This is a genomic window from Pelovirga terrestris (assembly GCF_014773365.1).
Taxonomy (GTDB): Bacteria; Desulfobacterota; Desulfuromonadia; order Desulfuromonadales; family Geopsychrobacteraceae; genus Pelovirga; species Pelovirga terrestris.
The window spans coordinates 121745-141137 of the sequence record NZ_JACWUN010000003.1; the positions used below are offsets into that span (position 1 = coordinate 121745).

Here is a 19393-nt window from a genome sequence, read left to right on the forward strand (position 1 = left end):
TACGCACTTGCCACTGGTGACAAACCGCGTCTGAAAACCACATAAACCCGAGGATCAGCTTTCCAGCTTGGTCCGGAAAAACACCTCGTAGATCGACTCACCAACCTGGTTGATCCGGGTCTGGGTGACATCGAGGTATTCATGCAGGCCGTAATCAAAAATCTCTTCCAACGAGGCAAACTGAAACTCCGCCAGCAATCGCCCCAAGGTCTGCTGTGCCTTGTTGGAATAGGAGTCACTCTGACCGCCGCTGATCTCGTTGAGGGACTTCATTGCTGCTGCGAGTGAGTAATGGACGGCACGCGGGAAGTTGCGGTCAAGCAGCAAAAAGTTGGCGATATTGCGCGGAGCGATGCGGCCATATTGCTTGCGGTACATCTCAAAGGCACTGGCGGAACGCAGCAATGCTCCCCAGAGAATATTGTCATAGGGGCTGCCGACATAATCAACCGACGGCAACAGAATAAAATACTTCACGTCAAGCAACCGGGTGGTTTTGTCAGCACGCTCCAGCATCCGTCCCATGCGGCCAAAATGCCAGCCTTCACCATGGTTCATGGTCGCATCGGTAATGCCGATAAAGGCGTGGCTGGCGTTCATGATCTCAGCAGAAAACTGATGGGGCAGATCCATCACCGTCTCTTCAGATGCAGCGTTGACCATCAGATAAAAGGTGTTGAGCTGCTCCCACATCTCGGAACTGATATATTCACGGATTGAGCGGGCATTTTCCCGCGCTGCGCGCACACAGGAGTAAATAGAGTTGGTATTACGCCGGTCAAAAATCAGAAAGCGGATGGCGTTATCACGGGTTGCCTCCCCGTAGAGCTTTTTGAACAGCTCGTGATCACCGGTGGTATTGATCAACGGCTGCCACTGATCGCTGGCATCCTCGGGGAGATCGAGGGTCATATTGTAGTTGGCGGAAATAAAACGGGCAACATTTTCGGCCCGCTCAATATAGCGGTTAAGCCAATAAATAGAATTCGCAACCCGACTCAGCATGGCGCATCCTCCTGCATCTGATTCTGATCCTGTTCCTTTTTCTGCTCCTGCAACGGGGATTCGGGCGATGGTCCTTCCAGCGAATTGATCACCCAGGTATCTTTACTCCCCCCCCCTTGCGATGAATTGACCACCAGTGAACCTTTCTTCAGCGCTACCCGGGTCAAACCACCAGGCATAACGTAGATATTATCATCGCCGCACAAAATATAGGGGCGCAGATCAACGTGCCGTCCCTCAAAATGATCGCCCATTAACACCGGCACCCGCGACAGCGACAGGGTCGGCTGAGCGATATAGATGCGGGGTTTAGCGATAATCCGCCGGCGGAACTCTTCACGCTCGGCAGCGCTGGCGTGGGGCCCGATCAACATGCCGTACCCACCCGATTCGTTCACCGCCTTGACCACCAGCTTATCGAGATTTTCCAGCACATATTTGCGCTCATCTTCACGCCAGCAGGCGTAGGTCGGCACGTTGTTAATAATCGGGTCTTCCTGCAGATAATATTTGATAATCTCAGGCACATAGGCGTATACCGCCTTGTCATCGGCGACCCCGGATCCGGGAGCATTGGCGAGCGCCACTCGACCCTTACTGTAAGCTGCCATCAAGCCCGGCACACCAAGCATGGAATCGGCACGGAACACCTTGGGGTCGATAAAGTCATCGTCAATGCGCCGGTAAATCACATCGACTCGCTCCAGCCCCTTGGTGGTGCGCATCATCACTTCGCCGCGATGGACAACCAGGTCGCTTCCTTCCACCAGCTGTACGCCCATCTGCTGAGCCAGATAGCTGTGCTCAAAATAGGCAGAGTTATAGATCCCGGGAGTCCAGACCACGCACACCGGCGAGCGCACCCCGGACGGCGCCATCTCCTGCAACATATCGAGCAGACGAATCGGATAATCGGTCACCGGCTGGACACTGCAGGCGTCAAATACCAACGGAAAAGTGCGTTTCATGATCTGACGATTTTCCAGCACGTATGACACCCCGGAAGGACAGCGCAGGTTATCCTCCAGAACATAATATTCACCATCGCCGCCGCGGACCAGATCAGTTCCCGTGACATGACACCAAACCCCGCAGGGGGGATTCAGACCGATACAGGGCTTACGGAAGCCCTCAGCCGAAAGCACCAGATCGGCCGGAACGATGCCATCCTTGAGGACCTTCTGGTCATGATAAACATCATCAATAAACAGATTAAGAGCACGAATCCGTTGCTTCAGACCGATCTCAATATTCTGCCATTCCCGTGCTTGAATGATGCGCGGGACAATATCAAAGGGGAAAATCTTTTCCGTCTGGGCATCGTCACTGTAGACGTTAAAGGTGATCCCCAGGTTCAGTAACGCCTTTTCTGCTGCCTGCTGACGCCGCTGCAATTCTGAATCGGGTAACGCATTGATCCGCTTGACCAACAGATCGGCACCAGGACGTGGTTGCCCGTCGGCATCAAACAACTCATCGTAGAAACCTTCGGTATCATAACCAGTGAAATTCATTGAATCCTCCTTTATTTAAGGGGTCAAAAAAACACCTTCATTGTTACTGGCATCAGGTTCATGGACCCTGCCTCTGTTGTTGCTGATGCATCAACAAGGGTTGATCGGGCTGTCTTGCCACATCAACCGAAACGACCACCTGATGTTTGCCGCCTCCCAGGGCAATACCCTTCAAGGGGGAGACATCAGAAAAATCCCGTCCCCAGGCAACGGTAATATGCTGCTCCAGAGGCTGGTGGTTATTGGTCGGATCAAAGTCAAGCCAGCCATGGCCCGGCAGATAGACGGCAAACCAGGCATGGGAAGCATCGGCACCGATGAGGCGCTCCTGGCCGGGCGGTGGCAGGGTTTCGATATAACCACTGACATAGCGAGCCGCGAGCCCCAGGGAGCGCAGGCAGCCAATGGCTACATGAGCAAAATCCTGACATACGCCACGCCGCTTCTCAATAACTTCCGCCAGTGGCGTGGCGATCGTCGTTGATGTCGGGTCATAAGAAAAATCACGATAAACTCGCTGCATCAGATCCATCGTGGCGGCCAGCAAGGGACGACCCGGAGTCATCGAAACCCGCGCATAATCAGCCAGTGACGGCAATAAAGGGATCAGCGGTGAAGGGTAGCGGTAGGGCATCACCGCGACAATATCGGGAGTGCGCTGGGTACGCAACATCTCGACCACCATCTCCCAGGGGTGTGACTGCTCCGGCTTCTGCAGGTACACCCGCGGGAACACTTCCACATCGCTGACGGCGGTCACGGTCAACATTTCATGGGGCTGTTGAATCGCAAAATGGGTTCTGCGGTTGCCGAAAAAATCGTTGCGCTCATGGATATCTGTCGCTTCAGGGCTGATCTGCAGCACACTGTTGTGACAGCGCTGGTGCTCGGTCTGGCGCACCAGCAGGCAGGTCTCATTACGGCACAGGTTCACCGCTTCGCTGTAATGATAACGGGTGACATGACGAATACGGTATTTCATAGGGCCAATTCCCGCAACGGTGAACCGAATTGCTGCAAGGCAAGGGTCGGGCTGAAGTAAAGCTGGGTCAGACTGTCTGAAAGCTGCTGCAGACGCTTTTTCTGATCTGCCAGAAGGGCTTCCAGCAGCGGATAGGTCCCACTGTCGGAAATCTGTCGGGTCAGGGCTTTATGATCCGTCGCCAGTAATTGCTCCATGGCAGCGGAGATAATCGCTTCATCCTGACCTACCGCCGGTATATTGGCCTCATGGGGCAGTTCACTGATATGCTTTTTCAACTGACGCATCTGACAGGCCAGAGCCCGAGGATAGTTTTCATCCAGCAACAACAGCTCAAGGATCGGCGATAGCTGCATAAACGAGCGGTAACGCCGACGAAAGACCACCAGGCTGTTGCAGCTTGCCAGCACCGTTTCCATGATCCGCGCTTCGGTCGCACTGTCGTAGCAGGGCACCAGGGTCTCATTGAGCAGATCGATCAAATTGAGGGCACGCTCGAGGCGCCGGCCGATATTCAGCAGCTGCCAGGCCGTTTCCCGCGCCATGTTTTCATATGCCAGGCCGCTGAAGGCAGACAACTGGAGCACCAGCTGCTGAACGCTATCATACATCCGACCGCTGCCAATCAATGCCCTGCCGACGCGTGGATTCCATGATTGCATCTGGTCGACCATGCGCCAGGCATCTTCGGGAAGCAGATCGCGCACAGCCACGGCCGAACGTCCCAGGCTGCGTAACGATGAACGCAGACTCCCGGGGCGATCAATATCACGGATCAGCGACAACAACTCCGAGCGCGGATCGTCCAGTTTCGGCTGCGCATCTTTGCCGGTAAAGCCGGGATAGGTCAGGGTGACATGAGTCAACGCCTGGAGCAAATGATTCAGGCTGATTCGATCATCCGGATCACCAAATTCCCTGACTTCACGCAGCTTGACCAGAACAGAGCGCAGCAGGCGCGCGGTCTGCTCGGTGCGCTCGGCATAACGCCCGGCCCAGAACAAATTCTCTGCTGCGCGGCTGGGCAAGGGTGCAAAATGGGGTGAAAGGGCTACATCAGTGGCTGAGCGCAACCACAGGTTGACCTGCTGGTGGGGTTCCAGCGTCAGGACCCAGGTGTCCTTGATACTGCCCGCCCGTTGTCCGGCAACCAGTAGATTGTCACCGGCCGAGGCGACCCGGCTCAAGCCCCCCTGCATCACCAGGTAACTGTCGTTGTAGGCAGTGACATAGAGGCTGACCAGACTCTGGCGGGTGACCAGTTTTTTTCCTTCGAAGGAAGGAAAAGCAACATAATCAACCTGTTCCTGGCCGACAAAGAGGCGCGGGTTGGCACTGATCAGCTCCGACCAGCGCTTGCGCTCAATATCCGTCATCCGTCCCGGTGTTGCCTTCGGCAGATGGGCCAAGGGCTGAATCGGTTTGATAATCAGACGATCAAGATTTTCCAGCACATACTTACATTCACGCGGTTGTCCGCACCACCAGGTCGCAATCGACGGCATTTTCAGATCGGTTCCGAGAAAATAGCGACAGATCCCCGGCAAAAAAGCCTTCAGCGCCGGATTAGCCAGGACACTGCTGCCGATCGGATTGACCATGGCCACATTGCCCCGGCGCACCGCCTGCAGCAGACCGGGCACCCCACCATGACCAAGCAGTTCCAGCGGGTCGCTGGCGTCGTCCGCCAGGCGCGAAAAAATCACATCAACCTGACGCAGGCCATCGACCGATTTTAACCAGACACAACTGTCGCGCACCACCAGATCCCCTCCCTGCACAAGGGGATAACCCAGATAGGAGGCCAGGTAGGCATGTTCGAAGTAATCGGGGTGGGTCGGGCCGGCAGTCAGCACGACAATCCGTGGGTCATCCTGATTGTGCCGAACCAATTGACCAAAACGCTGGCGCACAGCACGAAAAAACTGGGCCAGCCGGTGGACCCTTAAACCTTCAAACAACTGGGGAAAGCTGCGCGTCATGATCACCCTGGTTTCGAGGGAATAGCCGGCCCCGAAAGGCTGGTTAACATGATCATCAACAACCCAGAAATTTCCGTCAGTACCTTTGGCAACGGTGGCAGAATACAGATTCAGTTGCTGTGGTTCGGGAAAATTGCCATCAGCACACGGGTAGAGGAAGCCACTGTGGGGAAATACCAGCTCCGGCGGCAACAAACGATTCTCAATCAGCTTGCGCGGACCATAGATATCCCGCAGAATCAAGTTAAACAACTGGGCGCGCTGGACCAGAGCCTGATCAAGATGGCCCCACTCAGCGACACTGAAAATCAGCGGCAGCGGGTCAAACTGCCAGGCACGGGTATTGTTACTCTGATCAAAGACATTGTGGATGGCTCCATTTTCCCGCAGTAGCCGTTGCGCCTCGCGAAAGCGGGTATGTACGCGTAGCCCCATTTTCTCGAGATTCTGCTGCAGCCGCTGCCAGTGCTCGGAAAAATCCCCGGCCCCCGCTGCATTGACGATTGCCCGGTAACTGTCAGCAACGCCTGGGGTTGAAATAGCTGTTTCAGGTTCACTTATCAAAGTTAAACTCTCATCACATGTGGGTTGTTTAGGGTGTTCATCAGCAACTCTGACTGTGACGGCGCAGATCCAGGGTCAAGGGAAATTCATCATCAATGTCAATCGGTGGTGGCGCCATGGGTCCGGGCACCGATCCGTTCGGGAAGAAACGTCCGAGGGTGCCGAAATCGGCGTGGGGAGCCAGTCGTCCCGGGGTATGTTCGGTCACAGTAAACATGGAGCGACGGCGTGATTCCGCGATCAACGGGTTCAAAGGGAAAACATCATAGCTGCGGCCGCCGGGGTGGGACACATGATAGGAGCAGCCGCCAATGGAGCAACCGTTCCAGGTGTCGATCACATCGAACACCAGCGGGGCATGGGGCTTGATCGTTGGATGCAGCGCCGATGGCGGCTGCCAGGCACGATAGCGAATGCCGGCAACAAATTCATCGCGCCGTCCGGTGCTGCGCAACGGCAGACGCATGCCGTTACAGACAATAACGTAGCGCTCTTCTGTCAGCCCGGTCACGTGCAGCTGCAAGCGCTCCACCGAAGAGTCAACGTAGCGTGAAGTCCCCTGGCTGGTGACTTCTTCACCGAGCACATGCCAGGGTTCGATGGCAAAACGCAATTCCAGCTCGATATTGTCGATCTGCACCGTCCCGTAACGGGGGAACCTGAATTCAAAGAAGGGATCAAACCAGTCAAACTGGAATGGATAGCCGGCACGTTTCAGATCGGCCATCACCTCTTTGACGTCCTGGGCTACAAACCAGGGGAGCAGGAAGCGATCATGCAGTGAGGTGCCCCAACGCACCAGTTTATGAGCATAGGGCTCGCGCCAGAACCAGGCAACCAGAGTGCGCAACAACAGATTCTGGACCAGACTCATGCGGGCATGGGGTGGCATCTCAAAGGCGCGCAACTCAAGGATACCGAGGCGACCAGCCGGCCCATCGGGTGAATAGAGTTTATCAATACAGAATTCAGCGCGATGGGTATTACCGGTCACATCGATCAGCAGATTACGCAGCAACCGATCCACCAGCCAGGGCGCAGCGACCTCCCCTTCCGGCATCTGGGCAAAAGCAATTTCGAGCTCATAAAGGGAATCATCCCGGGCCTCATCGATACGCGGTGCCTGGCTGGTCGGCCCCATGAACATACCGGAAAACAGGTAGGAAAGCCCGGGGTGATGCTGCCAGTAGGTGATCAGGCTGCGCAGCAGATCAGGTCGACGCAACATCGGGCTATCCGCCGGGGTAGCTCCACCCAGGGTGATATGATTGCCGCCACCGGTGCCGGTATGACGACCATCGAGCATGAATTTTTCCGTTCCCAGTCGACACTGGCGGGCCTCTTCGTACAGGCGCGTGGTATTTTCAACAATTTCCTGCCAGCTGTTGGCTGGATGGATATTGACCTCAATGACGCCGGGGTCGGGGGTCACGCTCAAGCGCTCAATGCGCCAGTCGCGCGGGGGTTCATAACCTTCGATCACCACCGGCAATTCCAGCTCTGCCGCCGTCGCCTCAATCACGGCAATCAGATCAAGATACTGCTCAAGAGCCGGCAGGGGAGGCATAAACAGATAGAGACGCCTGTCACGTACTTCAAAACAGATGGCGGTATGAGGAATCTCTTCCAGCTTGAGCTGTTCTTCGCTTTCCACAACCTGTCCGGGTACTTCCGGCGGCCAGGACGACTGGGGAAAATCTCCCAATGGCGGCAATGGCGCAAACTGGCTCTGCTCCATGAACGGCTCCCGTTTCTCCGGAGCAACCCAGGGCAGTGAATCCAGGGGCAGACGCATACCCATAGCGGAGTCACCGGGAATCAGATACATCTGCTCGCGCCGGAAATCCCAGTCAGCACTGATCCAGCGCCCCTCGAGGGGCTCCCAGCGTAGCGGCAATGCGTAGCCGACTGGTTGATCAAGCCCGTGGGTCAACACTTTTGCCAAGGCGCGACGCTCCATGCTGTCTTTCAGGTTGGCCGCTTCAGGATCAAGATTAACCGGGGTGGCGCCTTCTTTCCAGAGCCAGTAGAGCGGGTCTTCGTATCCGGCAACAAGATAATGGTCCTTAACCCCGATACGCTCAGCAACTCGCACGGCAAAGCGCTGTGCCAGGTCCTGGCTCACTGTCCCCGGCTTGCGGATATCGGCGAGCAAATCAGGATTCTTCCAGATCGGTTGCTTGTCCTTGCGCCAGAAGCAGTTATAGGCCCAGCGCGGCAACGGCTCACCGGGGTACCATTTACCCTGGCCATAATGCAACAAACCACCGCTGGTGAAAGCTTCTCGCAGGCGCAGCACCAGATCATGGGCGAGTTTGCGCTTGTGCTCACCATCAGCGTGAGTATTCCACTGGTCGCTCTCCATATCATCGATCGAGACAAAGGTCGGCTCACCACCCATGGTCAAGCGGACATCACCGGCAACCAGATCTTCTTCCACTGTTTGCCCCAAAGCATTGATCAGTTGCCACTGATCATCACTATAGGGCTTGGTCACCCGCGGATCCTCATGGAGGCGATGGACGGTATTACTATATTCAAAGGTGACGTCACAGGGACCGGTTGCTCCGGTCAAAGGTGCGGCGCTGGCCGGATGGGGGGTGCAGGCCAGAGGGATATGCCCTTCGCCGGCCAGCAGACCGGAGGTTGGGTCAAGACCGACCCAGCCGGCACCAGGGATATAAACCTCGGCCCAGGCATGGAGATCGGTAAAATCAGCGTCCGGCCCGGAAGGCCCATCAAGGGATTTTTCATCGGCGCTCAACTGCACCAGGTAGCCACTGACAAAACGTGCAGCCAACCCCAGATGACGTAAAATCTGCACCAGCAACCAGGCGGTATCACGGCAGGAACCAAGAGCCAGGCACAAGGTGGTTTCACAGGTCTGAACACCGGGTTCCATGCGGACCGAATAGGCGATGTCCTGATTTAAGCGACGATTAACCTCCACCAGAAAATCGACGGTGATCATTGGCTCGCGGTCGATTTTTTCCAGCCAGCGTGATAATCGCGGCCCAGCATGAATCTTCTGCAGATAGGGGATCAGCTCGGTGCGTTCCTGGTGGGTATAGGCGAACGGATATTTTTCAGCATATTCCTCAATAAAGAAATCGAAGGGGTTATAGGCGACCATATCGGCGACCACCTCGACCTCAATCGACAGTTCCTTGCTCGGCTCAGGAAACACCAGCCGAGCGAGATAATTGCCAAAGGCATCCTGTTGCCAGTTAATAAAATGCCCTTCCGGCAGGATCTTCAGGGAATAAGCCTGGATCGGGGTACGGCAGTGAGGAGCCGGGCGCAAGCGCAACACGTGGGGATAAATCTGGGTCGGCTGATCAAAGAGATAACGGGTCACATGGTGGCAGGCGATTCGAATCGGCATAAATATGTCCTTACATCTGCAAGTCGCTAAGGGACCAGCATGATCAATAAAAGAAAAAACCGGAAGCGCGGTCTATATTAGTTGAACAGAGCGTCAAAAGCGATTGAAAACCTCAAGGGTCAAGTATTCCTGCATGGCAGGCCGCACCGACAATCCCGGCCTGATTCAGCAAGCTTGCCGGCAGCAGCCGGGCACGGGTCTGCAGGTAGGGAAAAAACTGATCACTGCGCTGACTGACGCCGCCACCGATGATGATCAGATCCGGTGACAACAAACGTTCAACCGCAGCAAAAAATTGATTCAGGCGTCCGCCCCACTCCTGCCAGCTGAGATGCTCCTGGATCCGTATCGATGCCGCTGCGTATTCCTCGGCAATCCCACTTTTTAACGGAAAAGATCCCAACTCGAGGTTGGGAAACAGCTGCTGACGGCAAAAAAGCGCCGAACCGATACCCGTACCCAGAGTCAACACCAGCACCGTTTCATCATGACCCGCTCCGGCACCAAAACGCATTTCAGCGAGACCGGCAGCATCCGCATCATTAAGCACCACGCATTCCCCCGGGATGGCATTGCCAAACAGATCAACGGCATCGATGCCGATCCAGCTGGCATCGATATTGGCTGCTGTACCCACCACCCCCTCGCGCATCACCGCCGGGAAACCAATGCCGACCCGCCCTTGCCAGTCGAGGGCTGACACCAATTGTCCCACCTGGTCAGCGATTGCCCCTGGAGTCGCCGGGCGTGGCGTAGGAAGTTCAAACGGCACCCCCAGCAATGTGCCTTCGTTCACATCAACCAGAGCCGCCTTGATCCAACTACCGCCGATATCAATCCCCAATACCTGCATCAATCTTTCCCCTTGGGACGATCCGTCTTCTCATGTTTGAGAGCACATATGTCTGTTTCGCAATCCTGTCGCCGTCGGGGTAAAAGGTGCCGATAACGGGCGAAAAGCCGATAGCCCCCACGGCTGAGGGAATGGACCCCGGGCAAACCGCAAAACGCCGCCGCCAGGCGCCAGACTGAACCACTGGGAAACGCCTGCCAGATTGCAATAAAAGCATCGATACCGGTAGTAAAGTTGCCGTGACCATCGCGCACATGGAGCTCTGACATGAAGTCACCAAGGGATTTGCCATAGGCATCCGGACGGAAATGATCATCACTGATATCAATAAACGCCAGACGTCCATCCGGATTGTTACGCCGATAGGTTTCCATTTCAGCGCTACAAATCCGACACGAGCCATCAAAAAAAATTTGCAGCGGAAAGGTAATTGCCATATCTTGCCCCGTCGTCAAGGAAAGGTTAGGATAGAAACTCAAGGTCAGGACACCCTCAATGAACACCGATTGAAATTGTCATCATAGCACAAACTCCGCTTTTTACGCAGCTTCAGATTGATGATTAGGCGTGCAGGGCATTCTCGTTTAGGTTTTTAGATGCAGATTAAAGAGGAACAAAATCGGTCGATGTTCAGCAGTGTCGTGGTCATCGCCCTGATCATTTTATTCCATGTTGCCTTAATCGTCGGCTTAATCAGTTCCGTCATCCTGTTTAAGGGAATCTACGACCTGCGCTGGTGGATTCTGGCGATCGGATTATTACTGGTCATTGCCTCCGGCTATTTTTTCTACCGTCGAGCCAAGGCCGGCAAGCGTCGTCTGCGCGACATCATGAATGATCCTGCGTTCCAAAACCGCAGCGTCGAAATCAGCCTGATGGGAGGAATGGCGACCCTGCGCGTCGGTCACCAGGACCACCACCAGCAACCACGTATGATCGATATTGGGCATGACGGTGAGATCAAGCAACTGCCGGCCCCGTCATCCCATCAAATCGCCGAACTGACCGAATTGAACCGTATGCTGGAACAGGGGCTGATCACCAAAGAAGAATTTATGCGGTTAAAACAGGACATCCTCTAGATATCTCGCCGTCTTTTCCTCGATGTTTTTTGGAAGCCTCTCATTTTTCCAGCTTGACAACCTGCCCTTAAGCCTATAATTTTTACACACTATAGTATTCATTCCTTATTAACATTGAGTGTTTATGGAGAAGCCTGGTTTTATGAGTTGTTCGCCGGTTCGCTATCTGACAGGCTCAGCCGCCCTGATCCTGTTGGCAACGCTACTGAGTTCCTGCGCGCCGGCACCTGCCGGGGCGCCCTCTGTCGCTTTAAGCGAACAGCTCCAGCAGATTCGCCGACAACAACAGCAGCAATCGGAGCAACTGCAGCTTTTGAGCCGCCAGATGGTTCTGCTGCAAGAGGTGATGGGCATTGAGGAGATGAAGCTGGACGAGCAGGATCCCGTCGAAGCGCTAATTTTTTCGGCAACACCGCCCACTGATCTTTCCGGCCTGCCGCCGCAGACAGTCCCACAGATTGAACTCAACCCGGCAGTTGCTGCCTACCTTGATGCTTTTTCACATCTTGCCAGTGGTCGCCCCGACAGCGCTGAGCGCGGTTTTGAATTGTTCCTGCGGGAATTTCCTGACCACCAGCATTCCACCAATGCCCGCTATTGGCTGGCACAAGCGCAATCAGGCCAGGGCAAAAACGATCTGGCGACAACAACCCTGCGCCAGATTATTACCGACCCCAGAGCACAGTTCAAAGCTCCGGCAGCACTGATGCAACTGGCAGCCATTTACCGCCGGCAGGGGCTCAACAACCAGGCCGATACTATTGTCGAACAGTTGCGGGCCAGCTATCCCAATAGCCCTGAAGCGCAACTACTGATCCGGAAGGAAGCGTCGCAGACTGACAGTGACCTGAATTCCCGGCAGCGAGGGAACTGATGACACGGACAATCACCCGCAGATTACTCATTCTGATCCTGTTACTGGCTTTTTCTGTGGTCGCCACCTCAGCTTTTGCCCAGCGCGGTGCAATCTATACCGTGAAGAAGGGGGACACTCTCTGGGATCTGTCCCAGCGTTTCATTGAGGATCCTTTCTACTGGCCGAATATCTGGGCAGACAATCCGGAACTTATCACCAACCCCCATCTGATCTTTCCGGGGCAGCAGATCCGCATCCTTGATGGACGACTAGAAATTCTTCCCGCTTACACCCAGCAAGACACAACGCCTACGGTGGAAGAACCGGCCGGCGCGGCGGTCGATGAAATCTTTTCAATAACCGTTGCCACCCGCGGCAATGGCTTTATCCTGGTCGATGAACAGTCCCAGGGGCGGCTGGTTGACGCAACCGACAATCGCGTTCTGCTGACCGAAAACGACATGGTTTTTGTTGCCATGGATGCCGGCACAGTAGCCCGCACCGGCGATTCGTTCGGGCTCTACCAGCGCGGTGACACCGTGGTGCACCCCACCAACCGCAAACAACGGATTGGTACCCTGATGTACAACCTTGGTTCGGTGAAGGTTTCTGAAGTCAGAGGCAAAACCGTTGTCGGCCAGATTGACCGGGCGTTTCGCGAAATCACCCGTGGAGCAGAGCTGTTTTACTATGATCCACCGCGGCGCGACATCGCTCTGCAGCGTGGCACCACCCAGGATACCGGCGTTATTGTGGCTACCCAGGAAGAAAAGGGAACCATCTCCACCGGTGATATCATCTTTGTCGATCTCGGGCGCAACAATGAACTGGCAGTCGGCAACCTGCTCTATATTTCACGCCCTCGCCAGATCACTGATGAAGCGCTCAAAGGGGCGGAACACCTTGACCTGCCGGAAGAAGTTGTTGGTGCCGCCATCGTCACCGAGACCCGAGATACCACAGCAACCGCCCTGATCATCAAGAGTATCGACTCTGCTGCTATCGGCAACAGCATCACAGTAGTGACCGACTAACCGGCTGCGATCAACTACAGAATCATAAAAGAGGATTGAACTTTTTCAATCCTCTTTTGTATCTGTCCAGCACCGGGTCGGGAATCCGACGTCAAGGGACGCTTTTCGTCTTCCATGACCGCTTTTTGTCGCCGTCCATGGCGACAAAAACCCTTACCACAGGTTCCCCAACCCTGCGCGAGGGACTGCAGCTGAATAATGACCCTCTTTTTTTCTTACAACCAGCGCCACCGATCAATCATCTCATCAACGCCAGGGGGGGACAGATGAGACAATCGCAACTCGATTTATTACGACTGCACATGAATCCGGGTATTGGCCGTGCTACCCTGTTTAAGCTTTATCGCCACTTTGGTTGCTTCAGCGCCGCAGTGAAGGCTAGCAGTAGCGCCTGGCAGCAAGCAGGAATCCGGGCGGATTTGCATGCTACCCTGCTCAGTCCCTCGGCCCCGGCCTTGCGCGCGATGCAGGGTAAAATCGCTGCCCAGGACATCAGCATCATCAGCTATTGGGATGATACCTACCCGGCCCTGCTCAAAACCATCTATGATCCTCCGGCAGTACTCTATATTCGCGGCAACCTGCCCGACAGGGATTGCTTTGCCATTGTTGGCTCACGTAAAGCCACACCGGCAGGCCTTGAAGTAGCAAGGGAGCTGGCCGGCAAGCTGGCGGCACAAGGTATCTGTATTGTCAGCGGCATGGCGCGAGGCGTCGACAGTGCGGCCCACCAGGGGGCGGTGGATGTTCAGGGCAACACCATTGCAGTTCTTGGTTGTGGGGTTGACCATATTTACCCGCGCGAAAACACCCGGCTCTATCATCAGATTATCGATCGAGGCGCGGTTATCAGTGAACATCCCCCCGGCACCGGTCCGGTTGCCAGACATTTTCCCGCCCGCAATCGGATGATCAGCGGCCTGGCACGTGGCGTGCTGATTGTTGAGGCTACCGCCGGCAGCGGTTCGCTGATCACCGCTGACTTTGCCCTGGATCAGGGACGTGAAATCTTTGCCACCCCCGGTGCAATCCGTCACCCCAACAGTCAAGGTCCCCATCAGCTGCTCAAGGACGGTGCTCAACTGGTGACCGACAGCAGCGATATTCTTCAGGCGCTCTGGCCGGAACTGCTCACGGCCCGTAAACCGATCCGAGCTTCAATACCGCCAGCTCCTGCTCCTCGACCTCCGGTCAATCTGAATCAGGAGAGCCTGACAGTCTATCAGTTGCTCGGTGAAATCCCCTTGCATCACGACGAAATTGCGCGGAAATGCGCCTTGACTCCCATGAACCTTTCCGCTATTTTACTCGACTTGGAGCTCCGGGGAGAGGCGAAACAGCTGCCCGGAGGTCACTATATCCGTGGTTCCCTGTCAGCCTTTTAGCGGTTTCAGGCATGATTCAGAAAAACCATCCGGAGGTCTTTTGAACGAGCACGTTCTCGAGGTTTCAGACCTGATCATCCACGATGTTTTGAGTCCGGAAGACGCTCCCCTCTGCGCACCAGCACCAGCCGGTCACGCGAAACCGGTGCCCTTATTAAGAGCGACCGGAAGTTCATTGTTCGCCAGGTTTCCAAGGGTTGTGCCACGGCTGCAACCCTTTTTTCTTTCCATCACTGTCGCTACTGCTGGCGGCAACCTATAGAGGATATAAATGGCTCAATCACTGGTCATTGTCGAATCACCGGCTAAAGCTAAAACCATCGAAAAATTTCTCGGCAAGGGATATAAGGTTCTTGCTTCCTACGGCCATGTCCGCGCCCTGCCCAGCAAACAGGGGTCAGTTGACACTGAAAACGATTTCAAACCCAATTACCAGATCCTCCCCGAGAGCAGTAAACACATCGCCGCCCTAAAAAAAGAAGTCGCCAAAAGTTCCGAACTGATCCTCGCGACCGACCTTGACCGCGAGGGAGAAGCCATTGCCTGGCACCTGCTGGAGGCCCTGGGTCTCGATGAAAACGCCAGCAACCCGGTAGTCAAACGGGTTACCTTTAATGAAATCACCCAATCCGCCATCACCGAAGCGATGGCCGCACCCCGCACCATTTCACGTACCATGGTCGACGCCCAGCAGGCGCGCTCGATTCTCGATTATCTGGTCGGCTTTAATCTGTCTCCCTTTCTCTGGAAAAAAATCCGCTACGGCCTCTCTGCCGGCCGCGTTCAGTCTGTTGCCCTGCGCCTGATCTGCGAGCGTGAAGATGACATTGAAGCCTTTGAAGCCCGCGAATACTGGAGTATTGAGGCGATCCTTGCCAATGCTCAAAAAACCACCTTCAGTGCCAAACTCCATGCCCACAACGGCAAGAAACTCGACAAATTCGCCCTCCCTGACCAACAGCAGACCGACACGATCCTCAGCGAACTGGAGCAGGCCCTCTTTGTGGTGGATAAACTCGAGCAGAAGGAGCGCAAACGCAACCCTGCACCGCCTTTCACCACCAGTACCCTGCAGCAAGAGGCCAGTCGCAAGCTCGGTTTCTCTGCCCGCAAAACCATGAGTGTTGCCCAGAAACTATATGAGGGGATCACCGTTGGTGACGGCACCCACGGTCTGATCACTTACATGCGGACCGACTCAGTCGCCCTGTCAGAGACCGCCACCAGCGAAGCACGCTTGTTAATTCAGCAACAGTATGGCGCCGAATACGCATTGGCAAAGCCTCGCTTGTTCCGCAATAAAAGTAAAAACGCGCAGGAAGCTCACGAAGCGGTCCGCCCAACCAGCCTGATGCGGACACCGGCAACCCTCAAGCCCTTCCTTAATTCGGATCAGTTCCGTCTTTATGATCTGATCTGGAAACGTACCCTCGCGTCACAGATGGCGCAGGCGATTTTTGATGCTACTACGGTTGATATCGGTGCCGGCACAGACTACAGCTTCCGCGCCACCGGTCAGATAATTCGCTTCCCCGGCTTTATGACCCTCTATATTGAGGGCACCGATCAGCCGGAGGAAGATCAACAGGAAGGGCTGCTGCCACCCTTGAGCGTGGGGGAACAATTGCATCGGGAACAACTGCTTCCCCAGCAACACTTCACCCAGCCACCGCCGCGCTTTACCGAAGCCAGCCTGGTCAAAAGTCTTGAGGAATACGGCATCGGTCGCCCCTCCACCTACGCCAGTATCATGAATACCCTGGTCACCCGCAAATACGTCCGCCTGGAAAAGCGCACCTTTTTCCCCGAAGACACCGGACGGGTGGTAACCCGACTGCTGACCGAGCACTTCAGTCAGTATGTCGACTATGACTTTACCGCTGCCCTGGAAGAGGAGCTGGACGCCATTTCACGTGGTGAAAAAACCTGGATTCCAGCCATTCGCCAGTTTTGGGAGCCCTTCATCGAACTGCTTAAAATCAAGGAAAAAGAGGTCAGCAAAGCCGATGTGACCACCGAAAAAACCGACAAGATCTGTCCCGAATGTGGCAAGGAGCTGGTCATCAAGCTGGGTCGCGCAGGACGTTTTCTGGCTTGTTCGGGTTTCCCCGACTGTCGCCACACCGAGCCTCTTAGCGGGCAAGCTGAAGAGTCGGAAGAACCGGTTTTTTCCGACGAAAAATGTGACAAGTGTGGTAGTCAGATGCTCATCAAGTCTGGGCGTTTTGGCAAGTTTCTGGCGTGCAGCGCCTACCCGGAATGCAAGAATATTCAGCCCCTGGAAAAGCCCAAATCATTAGGAATCGCCTGTCCGACTTGCGGTGACGGCGAAATGATGGAGAAAAAAAGCCGCTACGGGAAGATATTCTATTCCTGTAATCGCTACCCCAAATGCAAATACGCCCTGTGGAATCCCCCCACCAGCGAGCCCTGCCCCAAATGTGCCTGGCCCCTTACCGAGATCAAAACCACTAAACGTTTTGGGACTGTCCAACGCTGCCCACAACCTGAATGTGGTTGGGAGAAGGTGATTACACCACCCGAGAAGAAGGCGGCAGCACCAAAGGCCACAGCGAAAAAGACAACGGCAAAAAAAGCGCCGGCCAAAAAAAAGACAACGACAAAAGCACCGGCCAAGAAGCCGGTCAGCACCAAAAAAACGGAAGAATAACGGCTATCTGGATAAATGATGAAGATGACTATCATCGGCGCCGGCTTAGCCGGTTGTGAGGCGGCCTGGCAGGCGGTTGCACACGGCATTCATGTTCAGTTGCTGGAAATGAAACCGCTGCATTTTTCTGCGGCCCACGAAAGTGCTGATCTGGCCGAGCTGGTCTGTTCCAACAGCCTGCGCGGCAGCGGCATGAATAATGCCGTCGGCTGCCTCAAAGAAGAAATGCGCCGCTGCGGCTCTCTGATCATTGAAGCTGCCGACGCAACCGCGGTACCGGCTGGGGGTGCCCTGGCCGTCGACCGCGATGCCTTTTCCCGCTATATCACCGATAAAATCACCGCCCATCCGTTGATTGAACTGCAACGAGCCGAGGTCACTGCACTGCCTGACCAGGGAACGACCATCCTGGCCAGCGGCCCCTTGACCTCAGAACGCTTGTCAGCGGCCCTGACTGAGCTGACCGGAAACGCGCATCTGTATTTTTACGATGCGATCGCGCCGATCATTGAAGCTGATTCCATTGATACCAGTGTTGCCTGGCGCGCTTCCCGTTACGGGCGTGGTGGCGACGATTACCTCAACTGTCCTTTGAGCAAAGAGGACTACGACCGTTTTGTTGCGGCGCTCCTTGGCGCTGACAAGGTGGCCGGACGGGAGTTTGAACAACTGACTCACTTCGAGGGATGCATGCCGATCGAAGAGATGGCCGCACGTGGCCATCAAACCCTCTCTTTTGGACCGATGAAGCCGGTCGGTCTACCTGACCCACGGACCGGACGACCGCCGTATGCGGTTATTCAGCTGCGCCAGGACAACCGTCACGCCACCCTCTACAACATGGTGGGCTTTCAGACGCGCCTGACCTATCCGGAACAAAAACGCCTTTTCACCATGATTCCAGGTCTGGGCCAGGCACGCTTTGCGCGGCTCGGCAGTATGCATCGCAATACCTTTATCAATGCCCCGCGCTGCCTGAACCAGACCCTCCAGTTTCAGCATGCTCCGCACATCTATGCCGCCGGCCAGATCACCGGGGTTGAGGGGTATGTTGAATCCGCGGCCTGCGGTTTTCTTGCCGGCCTGTTTGCCGCCTGCCACCTAACCGGCAACAGCGCCCCCATCCCCCCGGAAGAAACTGCCTTCGGAGCCTTGCTGGGTCATCTGGCGAACGCCGACCCCGATAACTTTCAACCGATGAATGTCAACTACGGTCTTTTTCCACCCCTGCAGGGAGGGCGCAGAAAACGCACTGAGCGCCGCCTGGCGATGGCGGAACGCGCCCTCGCAGCACTCCCGGACTGGTGGCAACAGATGCTGATGTTACGATCAACCGCGAAGGCAAGTGACAATGGATGATACCCTGGTCCTCGCATCCGCCTCCCCGCGCCGCAAGGAGCTATTGGCACAGATCGGCCTTGAATTCAGCGTCCGACCCAGCAGCGTTGCAGAAACCATCAAGCCTGCCGAGACACCTGGCGACCTGGTGATCCGCTTGAGCCTGGACAAGGCTCGCGACATTGCCGGGCGGTCCGACATCAGTGCCCGCTGGGTTATTGGCAGCGATACCGTCGTCGTCTGCGACGGGCAAATTCTCGGCAAACCTGCTGACCACCAGGAGGCAGCGGCAATGCTGCGCCAACTCTCCGGCATAAGTCATCAGGTGGTCAGCGGCTATGCGGTCATCGACCGCCGGCAGCAAATCGAACGCACCGAAGCAGTCAGTACCAAGGTTCATTTTCGTCAATTAACAGAAGCGGAAATCGCGCGCTACGTTGCGACTGGGGAGCCAATCGACAAGGCTGGAGCCTACGCTATTCAAGGTATCGCTGCCTGTTTTGTCAGCGGCATTGAAGGCAGCTACACCAATGTCGTCGGCCTGCCGCTCTGCCGCCTGACTCTGGCCCTGAAGGAACTGGGCGTCCCCTTGGTGATCTAAGGCAGCCAGCAAAAAAATCTTTTCACCACCCGCTCGCTTTGCCCGCTCATGCCACAGAGAACCTAGAGAAAACCTGGTTTTTAGTGAATTTCTCGGTGATTCAGTGATATAGTTGTACCTTACGAATCAATAGTTTGAGCT

At 55.4% G+C, this 19393-nt stretch carries 14 protein-coding genes; 7 read left to right on the forward strand and 7 right to left on the reverse strand.

The genetic code is table 11. From position 1 onward, the window contains the following. Positions 1-54 precede the first annotated feature (54 nt). From ICT70_RS03600 to ICT70_RS03630, 7 genes are all read right to left on the reverse strand, one after another. Complete coding sequence (locus tag ICT70_RS03600; protein WP_191154021.1) at positions 55-1005, reverse strand: alpha-E domain-containing protein; 951 nt, start codon at positions 1003-1005, stop codon at positions 55-57. Then, the gene (locus tag ICT70_RS03605; RefSeq protein ID WP_191154022.1) at positions 999-2519 is read right to left on the reverse strand and encodes a circularly permuted type 2 ATP-grasp protein; all 1521 of its coding nucleotides are present in this window, start codon (positions 2517-2519) and stop codon (positions 999-1001) included. Before ICT70_RS03605 ends, ICT70_RS03600 begins: the two co-directional genes overlap by 7 nt. A gap of 58 nt (positions 2520-2577) precedes the next feature. Then, a complete protein-coding gene (locus ICT70_RS03610; protein WP_191154023.1) occupies positions 2578-3501 on the reverse strand; it encodes a transglutaminase family protein in 924 nt (307 codons plus the stop codon). Continuing rightward, a complete protein-coding gene (locus tag ICT70_RS03615) occupies positions 3498-6047 on the reverse strand; it encodes a circularly permuted type 2 ATP-grasp protein (protein ID WP_191154024.1) in 2550 nt (849 codons plus the stop codon). The genes ICT70_RS03610 and ICT70_RS03615 overlap by 4 nt, the downstream gene beginning before the upstream one ends. Positions 6048-6087: 40 nt before the next feature. Then, a complete protein-coding gene (locus ICT70_RS03620) occupies positions 6088-9432 on the reverse strand; it encodes a transglutaminase family protein (RefSeq protein WP_191154025.1) in 3345 nt (1114 codons plus the stop codon). Between the two features lie 112 nt (positions 9433-9544). Then, the gene (gene ppgK / locus ICT70_RS03625; protein ID WP_191154147.1) at positions 9545-10285 is read right to left on the reverse strand and encodes a polyphosphate--glucose phosphotransferase; all 741 of its coding nucleotides are present in this window, start codon (positions 10283-10285) and stop codon (positions 9545-9547) included. Further along, entirely contained in the window at positions 10285-10722 is a 438-nt protein-coding gene (locus ICT70_RS03630) for a thiol-disulfide oxidoreductase DCC family protein (protein ID WP_191154026.1), read from the reverse strand. The genes ppgK and ICT70_RS03630 overlap by 1 nt, the downstream gene beginning before the upstream one ends. 159 nt (positions 10723-10881) lie before the next feature. Between ICT70_RS03630 and ICT70_RS03635 the strand changes: the two genes are divergently transcribed. The 7 genes from ICT70_RS03635 to ICT70_RS03665 all read left to right on the forward strand — a co-directional run bounded on the left by ICT70_RS03635 (position 10882) and on the right by ICT70_RS03665 (position 19252). Then, positions 10882-11367, forward strand: coding sequence for an SHOCT domain-containing protein (locus ICT70_RS03635; protein ID WP_191154027.1), 486 nt, complete (start codon positions 10882-10884; stop codon positions 11365-11367). A gap of 124 nt (positions 11368-11491) precedes the next feature. Beyond that, on the forward strand, positions 11492-12241 hold the full coding sequence (locus tag ICT70_RS03640; protein WP_191154028.1) for a tetratricopeptide repeat protein: 750 nt from the start codon (positions 11492-11494) through the stop codon (positions 12239-12241). Continuing rightward, positions 12241-13257: a LysM peptidoglycan-binding domain-containing protein gene (locus ICT70_RS03645; protein ID WP_191154029.1), complete on the forward strand. Its 1017-nt coding sequence runs from the start codon at positions 12241-12243 to the stop codon at positions 13255-13257. The genes ICT70_RS03640 and ICT70_RS03645 overlap by 1 nt, the downstream gene beginning before the upstream one ends. A 266-nt stretch (positions 13258-13523) precedes the next feature. Beyond that, positions 13524-14642: a DNA-processing protein DprA gene (dprA, locus tag ICT70_RS03650; RefSeq protein WP_191154030.1), complete on the forward strand. Its 1119-nt coding sequence runs from the start codon at positions 13524-13526 to the stop codon at positions 14640-14642. 271 nt (positions 14643-14913) lie between these two features. Next, entirely contained in the window at positions 14914-17313 is a 2400-nt protein-coding gene (gene topA / locus ICT70_RS03655; RefSeq protein ID WP_191154031.1) for a type I DNA topoisomerase, read from the forward strand. A gap of 15 nt (positions 17314-17328) precedes the next feature. Then, positions 17329-18672, forward strand: coding sequence for a methylenetetrahydrofolate--tRNA-(uracil(54)-C(5))-methyltransferase (FADH(2)-oxidizing) TrmFO (trmFO, locus tag ICT70_RS03660; protein ID WP_337906620.1), 1344 nt, complete (start codon positions 17329-17331; stop codon positions 18670-18672). Next, on the forward strand, positions 18665-19252 hold the full coding sequence (locus ICT70_RS03665; protein ID WP_191154032.1) for a Maf family protein: 588 nt from the start codon (positions 18665-18667) through the stop codon (positions 19250-19252). The genes trmFO and ICT70_RS03665 overlap by 8 nt, the downstream gene beginning before the upstream one ends. The last annotated feature ends 141 nt before the right edge of the window (positions 19253-19393 follow it).

Excerpts from the sequence above, each read along its gene's own strand:
- ICT70_RS03600 (WP_191154021.1), bottom strand. The coding sequence starts at position 1,005 with ATGCTGAGTCGGGTTGCGAATTCTATTTATTGGCTTAACCGCTATATT.
- ICT70_RS03605 (WP_191154022.1), bottom strand. The coding sequence starts at position 2,519 with ATGAATTTCACTGGTTATGATACCGAAGGTTTCTACGATGAGTTGTTT.
- ICT70_RS03610 (WP_191154023.1), bottom strand. The coding sequence starts at position 3,501 with ATGAAATACCGTATTCGTCATGTCACCCGTTATCATTACAGCGAAGCG.
- ICT70_RS03620 (WP_191154025.1), bottom strand. The coding sequence starts at position 9,432 with ATGCCGATTCGAATCGCCTGCCACCATGTGACCCGTTATCTCTTTGAT.
- ppgK (WP_191154147.1), bottom strand. The coding sequence starts at position 10,285 with ATGCAGGTATTGGGGATTGATATCGGCGGTAGTTGGATCAAGGCGGCT.
- ICT70_RS03630 (WP_191154026.1), bottom strand. The coding sequence starts at position 10,722 with ATGGCAATTACCTTTCCGCTGCAAATTTTTTTTGATGGCTCGTGTCGG.
- ICT70_RS03635 (WP_191154027.1), top strand. The coding sequence starts at position 10,882 with ATGCAGATTAAAGAGGAACAAAATCGGTCGATGTTCAGCAGTGTCGTG.
- ICT70_RS03640 (WP_191154028.1), top strand. The coding sequence starts at position 11,492 with ATGGAGAAGCCTGGTTTTATGAGTTGTTCGCCGGTTCGCTATCTGACA.
- ICT70_RS03645 (WP_191154029.1), top strand. The coding sequence starts at position 12,241 with ATGACACGGACAATCACCCGCAGATTACTCATTCTGATCCTGTTACTG.
- dprA (WP_191154030.1), top strand. The coding sequence starts at position 13,524 with ATGAGACAATCGCAACTCGATTTATTACGACTGCACATGAATCCGGGT.
- topA (WP_191154031.1), top strand. The coding sequence starts at position 14,914 with ATGGCTCAATCACTGGTCATTGTCGAATCACCGGCTAAAGCTAAAACC.
- trmFO (WP_337906620.1), top strand. The coding sequence starts at position 17,329 with ATGATGAAGATGACTATCATCGGCGCCGGCTTAGCCGGTTGTGAGGCG.
- ICT70_RS03665 (WP_191154032.1), top strand. The coding sequence starts at position 18,665 with ATGGATGATACCCTGGTCCTCGCATCCGCCTCCCCGCGCCGCAAGGAG.